This is a genomic window from Pseudoxanthobacter soli DSM 19599 (assembly GCF_900148505.1).
In the GTDB taxonomy this organism is placed as follows: Bacteria; Pseudomonadota; Alphaproteobacteria; order Rhizobiales; family Segnochrobactraceae; genus Pseudoxanthobacter; species Pseudoxanthobacter soli.
The window spans coordinates 405,193-417,781 of sequence record NZ_FRXO01000002.1 but is presented as its reverse complement, the minus strand read 5'-3'; the positions used below and the strand labels follow the sequence as shown (position 1 = coordinate 417,781).

Genomic DNA, 12,589 nt, shown 5'->3' with positions numbered 1-12,589 from the left:
GGAGGAGCCGACCTTGTCGAGCGTGGAGACATCCGAACCGACCCCTGAACCGACCCGCCGCGACTTCCTCTACATCGCCACCGGCGCGTTTGCCGCAGTGGGCGTCGGGGCGGTGGTGTGGCCGCTGATCGACCAGATGAACCCGGACGCCGCGTCGCTGGCGCTGGCGACGAGCGAGGTCGACGTATCGAGCGTTGCCGAGGGTCAGTCGATCATCGTCAAATGGCGCGGCAAGCCTGTGGTCGTGCGTCATCGCACCGCCAAGGAGATCGAGGAGGCGAAGGCAACGCCCCTCAATCAGCTGATCGATCCCATCGCGCGCAACGCCAACCTGCCGGACGACGCGCCGGCGACGGACGCGAACCGCGCCGCGCCCAAGGCTGAGCAGTGGCTGGTGATGGTGCAGATCTGCACGCATCTCGGCTGCGTGCCGCTCGGCCAGCAGGGCGAATATGATGGCTGGTTCTGCCCCTGCCACGGCTCGGAATATGACAGCGCCGGCCGTGTCCGCCGCGGTCCGGCCCCGGAGAACATGGCGATCCCGCCGTTCAAGTTCTCCGAGTCCGGCACGTCCGTGACGATCGGCTGAGGGGAGGGAACGCAATGTCGGGCCATTCCACCTACGAGCCGAAGAGCGCACCCGCCAAGTGGCTTGAGAAGCGCCTTCCGATCATCAGCCTGGTCCATGGCCAGGCCATCGCCTTTCCGACGCCGAAGAATCTCAACTATTTCTGGACCTTCGGCGGCATCCTCGTGTTCATGCTGGTGGCGCAGATCATCACCGGCGTCGTCCTCGTGATGCACTACGCACCGAACACGCTGGTGGCGTTTTCCGGCGTCGAAGCCATCATGCGCGACGTCAATTATGGCTGGCTGCTGCGGTATCTGCACGCCAACGGCGCGTCGATGTTCTTCATCGCCGTCTACATCCACATCTTCCGCGGCCTCTATTACGGTTCCTACAAGGAGCCCCGCGAGGTGCTGTGGATCCTCGGCGTGATCATCTTCCTGCTGATGATGGCGACCGGCTTCATGGGCTACGTGCTGCCCTGGGGGCAGATGTCGTTCTGGGGTGCGACCGTCATCACCAACCTGTTCTCCGCGATCCCGATCGTGGGCGAGAGCGTGGTGACGTGGCTCTGGGGCGGCTTCTCGGTCGACAACGCCACGCTCAACCGCTTCTTCTCGTTGCACTACCTGCTGCCGTTCATGATCGCTGGTGTGGTCGTGCTGCACATCTGGGCGCTGCACATCGCCGGCAACAACAATCCGACCGGCATCTCCGTGCAGTCGAAGCAGGATACGGTGACGTTCCATCCCTACTATACGACCAAGGATGGCCTGGCGCTCGTCTGCTTTATGATCTTCTTCGGATGGTTCGTGTTCTATATTCCGAACTATCTCGGCCATCCGGACAACTACGTTCCGGCGAATCCGCTGGTGACGCCGGCGCACATCGTTCCAGAATGGTACTTCCTGCCGTTCTACGCCATCCTGCGCTCGATCCCCTCGAAGCTCGGCGGCGTCATCGCGATGTTCGGCGCCATCGCCGTGCTGTTCTTCCTGCCGTGGCTCGACACGTCGAAGGTGCGTTCGGCGACCTTCCGGCCGCTCTACCGCACGTTCTTCTGGATCCTGGTGGCTGTCGCGGTGCTGCTCGGCTGGCTCGGTTCCAAGCCGCCGGAGGGCATGTACGTCATCCTCGGGCGGATCTGCACGGCCTACTACTTCATCCACTTCCTCGTCATCCTGCCGCTGCTGGGGCTGTTCGAGACGCCGAGTCCGTTGCCGGCCTCGATTTCCGAATCGGTCCTGAAAGGCGGAGGCGGCCGGCCTGCCGGTTCCGTTGCCGCGCCTGAAAGCAAGGGATGAGCCACATGATCTCCGCAGAAGAGACGGGCTCGGCCGTGTTCCGGCTGGACGCCCTCGAGAGCGAATGTTCGCCGCGTCGTCCGGCCCTCCGGGCCGGACGCGGGTTCGCAGCCCGCGCCATCGCCGCCTTCGGGCTCGCGGCGGCGCTGCTTGTCGCGGGGCCGGCCCTCGTGGCGCCGGCGGCCGCCCAGGAAAGCCACGGCCCGACCGTGAAGCGCCAGGACTGGAGCTTCGCCGGCCCGTTCGGCCGCTATGACGAGGCGCAGCTCCAGCGCGGCTTCCAGGTCTACCGGGAGGTCTGCTCTGCCTGCCACGGACTGAAATATGTCGCCTTCCGCAATCTCGGCCAGCCCGGTGCGCTCGGCTACAACGATGCGCAGATCCGGGCGCTCGCGGCGCAGTATCAGATCCAGGACGGACCGGACGGCAGTGGCGACATGTTCGAACGGCCCGGCCGGCCGTCGGATCATTTCCCCTCGCCGTTCCCCAACGACGAAGCGGCGGCCGCCTCCAACAACGGCAAGGCCCCGCCGGATCTGTCGCTGATGGCGAAGTCGCGCGCGGTGGAACGGGGCTTTCCCTGGTTCGTGATCGATGCGATCACGCAATATCAGGAAGCCGGGCCGGACTATATCTACGGGCTGCTCACCGGGTACACCAATCCGCCCGCCGACGTCACGGTGCCGCCCGGCCTGCACTACAATCCGCACTTCATCTCCGGGCACTTCCTGGCGATGCCGCCGCCCTTGTCCGACGGGCAGGTGGAATATTCCGACGGGGCACCGCAGACCGTCGACCAATATTCCCGTGACGTGTCGGCCTTCCTGATGTGGGCGGCCGAGCCGAAGCTGCAGGAGCGCAAGCAGCTCGGCTTCAAGGTCATGGCCTTCCTGATCGTGTTCGCCGGCCTGCTCTACTTCACCAAGAAGAAGATCTGGGACAAGGTCGCGCACTGAGCGGCCTCTCCGGCAGGATACGTTTTCGCGAGATAAGAATGCCGACCGGATGGCCTCATCCGGTCGGCATTTTTCGTTCGGGAATGACCAGCGCTTCGGTGACGTGCAAGACGGTCAGTGGCTGCCGGCCAGCAGCCGGTCGGCGGCGGCGCGCGCCTCATCGGTGATGGTCGAGCCCGCGAGCATCCGGGCGATCTCCTCGCGCCGCACGGCGTCATCGATGGGAATGACGCGGGTGGAGACGCGATCCTCCTGCCCATGAGCCTCCTTGGCGATCAGGAGGTGCCCGTCGGCCCGTGCCGCCACCTGGGGCGCGTGGGTGACGGCGATGACCTGCACGCCGCCGGCAAGCCGCGACAGCCGAAGACCGATCGCCTCGGCAACCGCTCCACCGACGCCGGTATCGATCTCGTCGAACACGAGCGTGGGCGCTGATCCGCGATCCGCAAGCGCGACTTTGAGCGCCAGAAGGAAGCGCGAAAGCTCGCCTCCCGACGCGACCTTCATCATCGGCCCCGGCCGCGTGCCGGGATTGGTGCGCACCCAGAACTCGACCTGGTCGATGCCCTCCGGCCCGGCGGCAGCCGGATCGGAGGCGATTTCGACGAGGAAGGCAGCGCGTTCCAGCTTGAGCGCCGGCAACTCGGCCGCGACCGCCGATTCCAGCGCTCGTGCGGCCACCATGCGGCGGCGGGAAAGATCGTCAGCCACGGAATCATAGGCCGCGCGCGCCTCGACGACGGCTGCTTCCATTGCGGCAAGACGTTCCTCGCCGGCATCGATCTCGGCAAGCTCCCCGGCCATGCGCTCGGCGAGCGCCGGCAGGGCATCCACCGGCACCTGATGCTTGCGCGCGGCTGCCCGCAGCGCGAACAGCCGCTCTTCGGTCCGTTCCAGCGCGCGGGGATCGAATGCCACGGCGACAAGGGCAGCCTCCAGCCCGCCGCGCGCCTCCTCCAGCGCATCGAGGGCGCGGCCGAGCGATTCGGTCGGTCCGTCGACAAGACCGGGCGCCTCGGCACGCTTGCGGTCGAGGCGCTTCATCACGCTGGCGATTTCGGGGATCGGCGATCCTGAGCCATCCAGAGCGTCGAAGGCATCGCGGAGGTCGCCGGCGATCTTCTCCGAGCGCATCATGTCGGTTCGGGCGGCGGCAAGCGCCTCCTCCTCGCCGACTTCGGCGCCGAGCGCCTCCAGTTCCTCCACGGCGGCGCGCAGATAATCGACCTCCCGCCGCGCCGCTTCGACCTTCTCGCGGTGGCGCACAAGCGCCGTTTCCGCCGTGCGTCGCGCCGTCCACGCGGAGGAGACCGCCGCGCACGCGGCTTCAAGGCCGCCGAAGGCATCGATCAGGCTGCGATGGGCAGCGGGATCGACGAGCGCACGCTCGTCGTGCTGTCCGTGGATTTCGACCAGCGCGGCGCCGACGGTGCGCATCAGCGCGACGCCGACCGCCTGATCGTTGATAAAGGCCCGGGTTCGCCCATCGGCGGATTGCACCCGGCGCAGGATGATCTCGCCGTCTGCGTCGACGGCGTTCTCCGTCAGGATGGCGCGGGCGGGATGGCCGGCCGGTACGTCGAACACGGCGGCCACCTGACCCTGGCTCGCACCATGGCGAACGAGGCCGGCATCACCGCGGCCACCCAGGGCGAGTGTCAGCGAATCGAGCAGGATGGATTTGCCCGCACCCGTCTCGCCGGTCATCACGGTGAGGCCGCGCCGGAAGCCGATCTCCAGCCGGTCGATCAGCACGATATCGCGGATCGATAGCTCGACGAGCATCCGCCGGTGTCCTGCTTCTTGCGACTTCTTCCGGGAGCCCGGCCCCTTCGTGCGGCTTCCACCGCACGCTGAGGACAGGCTCGTGCCCTTGATTCACGCGCTGACCTGCTGCCGGGCAGCGACGACCTTCCATCTCGCCCCGCCGCGAACCTTGCGGAGCTCTGGATCGGCCCGATCCGGGCCGCCTCCTCAGAGCAGCTTGAAGTTCTTGAACGCCTGGCTGATCCAGCTGCCGGTGTTCTCCACCGGTGAGTAGCCGCCGGTCTTCAGAAGCTCGTAGGAGTTCTTGTACCAGCTCGAATCCGGGAAGTTGTGGCCGAGCACCGCGGCCGCCGTCTGGGCCTCCGGGATCACGCCGAGAGCGTAGTAGGCTTCGACGAGGCGGGCGAGCGCCTCTTCGGTCTGCCGGGTCGTCTGATAGTTGGTGACGACATCGCGGAAGCGATTGATCGCCGCGATATAGTCGTGACGGGCGAGATAGTAGCGCCCGATCTCCATCTCCTTGCCGGCGAGCTGGTCGCGGATCGTCGCCATCTTCGCGCGGGCATCGTCGGAATATTCCGAATCGGGGAAGCGGTTCACCAACTCCTGGTAGGCGTCAAGCGCCTTGCCCGTCAGCTCCTGATCGCGGGTGACGTCCGGGATCTGGCGGTAATAGGACTGCCCGATGATGTAGAGGGCGTAAGCCGCATCCGGGCTGCCGGGATAGAGCGTGAGGAAGCGCCGTGCGGAGTTGATCGCTTCCTGATACTTGCCGTTGGAATAGTAGGCAAAGGCGGAGTTGACGAGCGCCTTGCGGGAATATTCCGAATAGGGGTAGAGGCGATCGAGCTGCTCGAACTTCTTGGCTGCGTCCGCCAGGCCGCCAGCCTGCATCAGGCCGAGGCCCTGGTTGTAAAGCTGCTCCGCCGGCGGATCGTCGATCACCGCACCCGGATCGGGCTTGGAACCGCATGATGCGACGGCAAGCCCACCGGCCACGATGGCGGCGAACGTGCTGAAGCCCGCGAGCCGGCGCGGCCGGAGCGGGGCGGGGCACGGCGACATGCTGACGCCCTCGTCACGCGCGCGAGTTTCGAGCCTCGTCACCATTCCAATCCTCCGAAGCCGGCAGCGACCGGACGCCTCCGGCCCGGATCGTCAATCGTTCTTGCCTGTCCCATCCGCGTTCTTACCGAGGCCTGCGGCGGAGCAGGAGCCGTTTCTTACACCGGCCGGACGCCACGGTCACCCACTCAAACCCGACACGGGACAGATCAACCTGCGTCACCCGCCAATGCAGCAAATCCATGGCGGCGCGGCATTTCCGCGGCCCGAAGGCTGGGTGATTCGCGTGGAAAAGAAAAGGGGTTAACGGGAGGGCGCACGCAGGGCGCTTACGATCCGGCAGATACGAAAACGCGCCCCATCGGGGCGCGTCTCAAAACGAGTACTCGTGTTTGTGGATTGCAGGGGCTTGTCCGCGTAGCCGCAATCGGCGCCGCGCACGGATTCTGCGATCCCGCCCGTCAGGTGCGCTCGGGGCCGTAGGCCGGACGGGCGAGGCCCACCGCGAGGCCGGCATGGACCTGCACCGGCTCCCGGCGCGGCATGCTGCCTTCCACGATTTCGAAGGCGGTTTCGTCGGCGAACAGCGCTTCGACGATCGCGGCATTGATCCGGTGACCGCCCTTGTAGGAGCGGTAGAGCCCGACGATCGGCATGCCCGCGAGGGCGAGGTCGCCGATGGCGTCGAGCGCCTTGTGACGGACGAACTCGTTCGACCAGCGAAGCCCTTCCGGGTTCAGCACGCGCTCGCCGTCGAGCGCCACGGAATTCTCCAGTGAGGAGCCGCGGGCGAGACCCTTGGCCCACAGCCGCTCGACATCCTGCAGCCGGCCGAAGGTGCGGGCGCGGGCGATTTCGGTGCGGAAGAACTCGGGCGTGAGGTCGAAGGAAAGCTCCTGCCGGCCGATGATGGCGAGCGGGAAGTCGATCTCGATCTCGAAACGGGTCTCGGCAGACGGATGCAGTTCGCCCCAACCATCGCCAATGGCAACGCGCACCGGCTTCAGCACGCGGACCTGACGGCGGCGGGCCGCCTGTGCCACGATGCCGACGCTTTCGAACGCTTCGATGAACGGAGCCGCGCTGCCATCCATGATCGGCATTTCCGGCCCGTCGACCTCGACAACGACATTGTCGATCTCGTAGGCGCGCAGGGCGGCCATCAGATGCTCGATGGTGGAGACGGACGTGCCATCAGCGGCGGAGACGACCGTGCAAAGCTCGGTGGAGGTGACCGACTTCCAGGTCGCCTCAACACCCTTGCCGGTGCCGGCATCGGTGCGGACAAACACGATGCCCGTGCCGCTTTCCGCCGGGTTCAGGACGATTTCTGCAGGCGCACCGGAATGAACGCCGATCCCGGAAAGGCGAACCTGACCGGCCAGCGTCTTCTGGTAGAAGCTGCCCTTCTGGAAATTCGTGCCGCGCGCCATTTCCACTGTCCCGAACCCACCCCGTCGTTACACACCAGGGAACGCGACGTCCGCACACACCGGACAGACGCCACCCCAAGGGACACGGGCGATGGACGGGGAACAAACGCCGCCTCGGATCCCTTCTGTGACGGGATCAAACTACCGGGCGGTCAGGAAAGCGCAAAATCACGCTTGATTACCGGCTTGTAACGCAAAATAGCCGTTACATTCCAGAGGGTTGAGGCGCATTCTCGCGCCGTGTGGCCGGTTTTTGCAACATCATCTGCAACAAACCCCGCGGCCGATGCCGACCGCGGGGCGATTCTGGTCGTGTCCGCCGGACCGTGCCGGCGGATCGCTTGGCCTCAGTTCGCCTTGGCCTCAGTTCGCCTGACGGCGAAGGAAGGCCGGGATCTCGAGCTGGTCGTCCTCACGGGAGGGCGCGCGGCTCGTGGGGGCGTCGGCTTCGACGCCGCGGGGACGATGGTAGGAGTCCGGGCTCGCCGGCGGCCGCTGGGCGGGGGCGGGACGGCGGGTGAACTCGCTCGCCGGGGCAGGGGCCGGGCCGGCGGCCGGCTGGCGGGCCGGGGGCGCATAGGCCTGGTGCGCAGGCGTCTGGTGCGACGGAGCCTGTGTGCGGGGCTGGCGGCTCGGCACCTCCGCCTCGCGGGTCTCCGCGTGGTCGTCACGGCGCGACAGGCCGTTGGCGATGCGACGCAGCAGGCTCACCGGGCGGCGGTCCTCCTCGGCCTCGGTACGCGCGGCCGGGGGGGCGCTGCGCTGGGCGATCTCGCGCTGGGCGTGGGGCGGGAAGTCCTCCATGCGCGGCACGCGCGGAGCCGGCGCGGCCTGCTCGACAACCGGCGGCACGAACTCCGCTTCCTCGGTCTCCGCATAGGCGGACACTTCGTCGAGCGCCTGCTCCAGGTAGCCCGCCTCGGCATCCGTCGCCGGATAGGCCTCGGCGGCCTTCGGCGCATCGGTGTAGCGCTGGTCGAGGCCGGCCTCGACGGCGGCAAGGGCCGTGGCGCGGGCGAGCTCGGCGGCGCGGAGCTGCGCGGCCTGGGTCTGCGCCGTCGGCGACGGCTGGCGGACGGGCTGGGACGGCGCCGGCTGGGCCTGGGCGGCGCGGCCGCGCATGTTCAGTTCGGCCACCCGCGGATCGGTGTGCTGCGCTTCCTCGCGCAGGTCCTTGTCGATGCCCGTGGCAACGACGGAGACGCGGATGATGCCCTCGAGGTTATCGTCGAAGGTGGCGCCGAGAATGATGTTGGCGTCCGAGTCCACTTCCTCGCGGATGCGGGTCGCGGCCTCGTCGAGTTCGAACAGGGTGAGGTCCTTGCCGCCGGTGATCGAGATCAGCAGGCCGCGGGCGCCCTTCATCGAGGTCTCGTCGAGGAGCGGGTTGGAGATCGCCGCCTCGGCCGCCTGCATGGCGCGCTTCTCGCCGGAGGCCTCGCCGGTGCCCATCATCGCCTTGCCCATGCCGCGCATGATCGAGCGCACGTCGGCGAAGTCGAGGTTGATGAGGCCTTCCTTCACCATCAGGTCGGTGATGCAGGCGACGCCCGAATAGAGCACCTGGTCAGCCATCGAGAACGCATCGGCGAAGGTGGTGCGCTCGTTGGCGATCCGGAACAGATTCTGGTTCGGGATGACGATCAGGGTATCGACGCTCTTCTGGAGCTCCTCGATGCCTGCCTCGGCGATCCGCATGCGGCGGGCGCCTTCGAAATGGAACGGCTTGGTAACGACTCCGACCGTAAGAATGCCCATGGCGCGGGCGGCCCGGGCAATGACCGGGGCCGCACCCGTGCCGGTGCCGCCGCCCATGCCGGCGGTGATGAACACCATGTGGGAACCGGCCAGGTGGTCATTGATCTCGTCGATCACTTCCTCGGCGGCAGCGGAGCCGACCTCAGGCTGGGAGCCGGCGCCGAGGCCCTCGGTGACGGCGATGCCCATCTGGATCATGCGGTCGGCGCGGGTCAGCGCGAGCGCCTGGGCATCGGTGTTTGCGACGACGAAGTCGCAACCCTGAAGCCCGGAGGCGATCATGTTGTTGACCGCATTGCCGCCGGCGCCGCCGACGCCGAACACGGTGATGCGGGGCTTCAGTTCGGTGATGTCGGGCATCTTCAGATTGATGGTCATGGCAGCCTCGTGTTCCTTGCCCGCATCGCCTGCGGAGGTCCGTCCAGTCTTGGTGTTCGCTCCGGTCGCCTGAGCCTGTGGCCCGGGGCCGTTTGCCGTCCGTCTTGAGCGTCCGTCCGAGGTATCCGGTGGTCGCTCGTGTCTGATGCCGCCTGTCGGCCGGTCCTCGTCCTCGTCCATCAGAAGCCGTCCTTGAACCAGCGCCCAACGCGCGCGAGATAGCCGTCGGTTCCCGTCAGGGCCGACCGCACGGGGCGCACCGGCACCTGCTCGTACTGCACCACCTGCGGATAAACGATCAGCCCGACCACGGCGGCGAAGGCGGGGCCCTTTGCGGCCTCGGGCAGCCCGGCGACGCCGAGCGGCCGGCCGAGGCGAACCGAGCGGCCGAGCACCCGTCGGGCCACTTCCGGCAACCCGGTCAGAAGGCTGCCGCCGCCGGTCAGCACCACGCGGCGTCCGATGCGTCCGGCGAAGCCGGAGGCTGCCAGCCGGTCGCGGACGAGTTCGAGAATCTCGTCGACCCGCGGCCGGATGATGCGGTTGAGATGCGCGCGCGGCACCTGATGGGCTGACCCGGCATCTTCTTCGCCCACCGGATGCACCGTCAGCACATCGCGCTCGTCGGACGAGCCGGCCAGCGCCGTGCCATGCAGCGTCTTCAGCCGCTCGGCATCCTGAACGCGGATCGACAGGCCGTTGGCGATATCGAGCGTGACGTGGGCGCCGCCGATGGCGATGGCGTCGACGTGGACGAGATGCTTGTTGTTGAACACCGCGATCGAGGTGGTGCCGCCGCCGATGTCGACGCAGGCGCAGCCGAGTTCCGCCTCGTCGTCGACGAGGGTGGAAAGGCCGCTGGCATAAGGCGTCGCTACGACAGCCTCGACGTCGAGATGGCCGCGACCGACGCTGAGCAGCAGATTGCGCAGCGGCGCGGTCTCGGCGGTGACGACGGTGAGATCGATGCCAAGGCGGCGGCCGAGCATGCCGCGCGGATCCTGGATGCCGCGGCTGCCGTCCAGCGTGTAGCCGACCGGCAGGGTGTGGACGATGGTGCGGCCGTCGTCGACTGCGTGCCCGCCGCCCGCCGCCAGCACCCGGCGGATGTCGCCCTCGGCGACGGTGCCGCTGGAGACGTCGACGACGGATGAGTAGGTCGCGCTCGACAGCCGCCCGCAGGTGACGGTGACGATCAGGGATTCGACCGTGACGCCGGCCATGCGCTCGGCGGAATCGACCGCGAGGCGGATCGCCTGTTCGGCCGCATCGAGATCGACGACGACGCCCGACTTGATGCCCCGGGCACGCTGGTAGCCATAGCCCAGCACCTCGATCGCGTGGGTGCGGCCATCGAGGATGTCGCCGTCGAAACGCGGCTTCAGCCGGGCGATCAGGCAGGCGACCTTGGTCGAGCCGACATCGAGCACCGTGACGAGCGACGAGCGCCGATGGGGCAGGGGCTTCAGGCGCATGGAGGAATCGGAACCGATGCGGATCATGTATCGGCTCCCTTGGATTTCGACGTCTTCTTGGCGAGGGCTTCGCGGCGGGCATCGGCGCCGGTCTTGGTCAGGCGCACGACCATGCGGTCCGGCAGGCGGAGATCGACGACGGCGATGTCGCGCTTCAGGAGGCCGTTCTCGGCGTCCAACTGCACCACCGAGGCGAGGGCCGTTTCCGGATCCTTCTCCGGCAGGCGAATCACGACGCCGTCCTTCAGCACGACATCCCAGCGGCGGTCGCCGATGCGCACCAGGCCGCGCACCTGCTTGCCAATCCCAGGTTCGGAATCGACCATCGCGAGCGCTTCGCGGGCCTTGGGCGGCGCGCCGTCGCCGGCAACGAGCGGCAGCGGATGTTCGGCCGGATCGACGTCCTCGGCGATCACGCGGCCCGTGCTGTCGATCAGGAAATAGCGGCCGTGGTTCAGCCACAGCGCAAACGGCGTGCGCTCCGTGACCGTCACAGAGAGTGTGCCCGGATAAAGCTTCTGCACCGAGGCTGTATCGATCCACGGCAGTGCCATCACCCGGTCGCGCGCCTCGGCGGCGTCGAATGCCACCAGCGACACGCCGGGGTCGATGCCGAGGGCGGCGAGCAGCGCCGAATCGGACGTTTCCGCCTGACCGCTCATCTTGACCGCGGTGATCGCGAAGCCGGAATTGGCCGTCGCGGCATCGACCACGGTCGACCAGTGGCCGCCGACGGCAATGGCGTAGACGAGCGTCAGCCCCAGGAACGTGACGGCGCCAGCAGTTCCGGTTCCGCGCGGTACCGCTTCCAGCTCCGCGATCATCGCGGAGAAGAAGCGGCGCCGACGCGACCGGCCGATCGGCAGGCCGCCGGCCCCTTGGGACCAGGCATTGCCACCTCTGGACTGCCGCCTCACCGATCGCAACTTGCGTCCTCCACCATCCATCTGACGAGTTCCGGGAACGTCATGCCCTGATGGGCGGCGAGTTCCGGGACCAGCGACGTCGCCGTCATGCCGGGCTGGGTGTTGACCTCAAGGAGGACGAGTTCGTCCGTTTCGTCGTCGTAGCGGAAGTCCGCCCGCGACACCCCTCGGCAGCCCAGCGCGCGATGCGCTTCGACGGTTAGTTTTTGGACATTTTGGTAAATATTCGGTTTAACTTTTGCCGGCAGCTCGTGGCGCGAGGCGCCCGGGACATATTTGGAATCATAGTCGTAGAAGGCGTGGCCCACCGGCACGATCTCGATGATGTCGGTGGGCGAATCGTTAATGACCGCGCACGTCAGCTCCCGCCCGGGGATGTAGCGCTCCGCCATCAGAATGTCGCCATAAGGCCAGTCCTCCCGGTAAAGTTCCTGGGGAGGATGGGCGGCGTCCGCGCGCACGATCAGCACGCCGAAACTCGATCCCTCGGTCAGCGGCTTCAGCACGTAGGGCGGCGGCATCACATGGGATCTGGCGGCTTCGGCGCGCGAGACGATCAGGTGATTCGCCAGCGGCAGGCCGGCGGCGGCGAACGCCGCCTTTGCCTTCGCCTTGTTCATCGCGAGCGCGGACGCGAGGATGCCGGAGTGCGTGTAGGGAATCCGCAGGATTTCCAGCACCCCCTGCACCGCCCCGTCCTCGCCGAAGCGGCCATGGAGGGCGTTCAGAGCGACATCCGGCTTCAGATCCGCCAGCACCTGACCAATGTCGCTGCCGACATCGATCGGCGTGACGTGCCGGAAGCCCGCAGCCTCGAGCGCGGCGGCGCAAGCCTTGCCGGAATTCAGCGAGACCGGCCGTTCGCTGACCCATCCGCCCATCAGGACGGCGATGTGCATCGCTTCGCTCATGACTTTCTCGTCCGGCTCCCACCTGCCGCGCGGCTTTCGCCGGTGGCG

Annotated in this window: 10 protein-coding genes; 3 read left to right on the top strand and 7 right to left on the bottom strand. The window is 67.4% G+C overall.

The features are described 5' to 3' along the window. The first annotated feature begins 13 nt into the window (after positions 1-13). The 3 genes from petA to BUF17_RS06270 are packed head-to-tail and all read left to right on the top strand — an operon-like array spanning position 14 to position 2,828. Positions 14-589 (top strand): ubiquinol-cytochrome c reductase iron-sulfur subunit, encoded by a 576-nt coding sequence (gene petA / locus BUF17_RS06280; RefSeq protein ID WP_084564142.1) that lies wholly within the window; start codon positions 14-16, stop codon positions 587-589. 14 nt (positions 590-603) lie between these two features. Continuing rightward, positions 604-1,872 (top strand): cytochrome b, encoded by a 1,269-nt coding sequence (locus tag BUF17_RS06275; protein WP_073626664.1) that lies wholly within the window; start codon positions 604-606, stop codon positions 1,870-1,872. A 5-nt stretch (positions 1,873-1,877) separates the two neighbouring features. Then, positions 1,878-2,828 carry a cytochrome c1 gene (locus BUF17_RS06270; protein ID WP_084564240.1) on the top strand — a complete coding sequence of 317 codons (951 nt, stop codon included), beginning with the start codon at positions 1,878-1,880 and terminating at the stop codon, positions 2,826-2,828. A gap of 114 nt (positions 2,829-2,942) precedes the next feature. On the opposite strand, the gene recN is transcribed toward BUF17_RS06270, so the two are convergent. The 7 genes from recN to BUF17_RS06235 form a co-directional block, all read right to left on the bottom strand. Beyond that, positions 2,943-4,613, bottom strand: a complete 1,671-nt coding sequence (gene recN, locus BUF17_RS06265) for a DNA repair protein RecN (RefSeq protein WP_073626662.1) — start codon at positions 4,611-4,613, stop codon at positions 2,943-2,945. 189 nt (positions 4,614-4,802) lie between these two features. After that, the gene (locus BUF17_RS06260; RefSeq protein ID WP_073627208.1) at positions 4,803-5,660 is read right to left on the bottom strand and encodes an outer membrane protein assembly factor BamD; all 858 of its coding nucleotides are present in this window, start codon (positions 5,658-5,660) and stop codon (positions 4,803-4,805) included. 461 nt (positions 5,661-6,121) lie between these two features. Then, positions 6,122-7,093, bottom strand: a complete 972-nt coding sequence (gene lpxC / locus BUF17_RS06255) for a UDP-3-O-acyl-N-acetylglucosamine deacetylase (RefSeq protein WP_073626660.1) — start codon at positions 7,091-7,093, stop codon at positions 6,122-6,124. 363 nt (positions 7,094-7,456) lie between these two features. Then, complete coding sequence (ftsZ, locus tag BUF17_RS06250) at positions 7,457-9,229, bottom strand: cell division protein FtsZ (RefSeq protein WP_073626658.1); 1,773 nt, start codon at positions 9,227-9,229, stop codon at positions 7,457-7,459. A 179-nt stretch (positions 9,230-9,408) separates the two neighbouring features. Continuing rightward, the gene (gene ftsA, locus BUF17_RS06245; protein WP_073626656.1) at positions 9,409-10,731 is read right to left on the bottom strand and encodes a cell division protein FtsA; all 1,323 of its coding nucleotides are present in this window, start codon (positions 10,729-10,731) and stop codon (positions 9,409-9,411) included. After that, positions 10,728-11,621, bottom strand: coding sequence for a cell division protein FtsQ/DivIB (locus tag BUF17_RS06240; RefSeq protein ID WP_244530807.1), 894 nt, complete (start codon positions 11,619-11,621; stop codon positions 10,728-10,730). Before BUF17_RS06240 ends, ftsA begins: the two co-directional genes overlap by 4 nt. Then, positions 11,618-12,541, bottom strand: a complete 924-nt coding sequence (locus tag BUF17_RS06235; RefSeq protein ID WP_073626652.1) for a D-alanine--D-alanine ligase — start codon at positions 12,539-12,541, stop codon at positions 11,618-11,620. Before BUF17_RS06235 ends, BUF17_RS06240 begins: the two co-directional genes overlap by 4 nt. Positions 12,542-12,589: the final 48 nt, after the last annotated feature.

Coding starts and splice junctions, on each gene's coding strand:
- BUF17_RS06275 (WP_073626664.1), top strand. CDS start 604: ATGTCGGGCCATTCCACCTACGAGCCGAAGAGCGCACCCGCCAAGTGG.
- ftsZ (WP_073626658.1), bottom strand. CDS start 9,229: ATGACCATCAATCTGAAGATGCCCGACATCACCGAACTGAAGCCCCGC.
- ftsA (WP_073626656.1), bottom strand. CDS start 10,731: ATGATCCGCATCGGTTCCGATTCCTCCATGCGCCTGAAGCCCCTGCCC.
- BUF17_RS06235 (WP_073626652.1), bottom strand. CDS start 12,541: ATGAGCGAAGCGATGCACATCGCCGTCCTGATGGGCGGATGGGTCAGC.
- recN (WP_073626662.1), bottom strand. CDS start 4,613: ATGCTCGTCGAGCTATCGATCCGCGATATCGTGCTGATCGACCGGCTG.
- BUF17_RS06270 (WP_084564240.1), top strand. CDS start 1,878: ATGATCTCCGCAGAAGAGACGGGCTCGGCCGTGTTCCGGCTGGACGCC.
- lpxC (WP_073626660.1), bottom strand. CDS start 7,093: ATGGCGCGCGGCACGAATTTCCAGAAGGGCAGCTTCTACCAGAAGACG.
- BUF17_RS06260 (WP_073627208.1), bottom strand. CDS start 5,660: ATGTCGCCGTGCCCCGCCCCGCTCCGGCCGCGCCGGCTCGCGGGCTTC.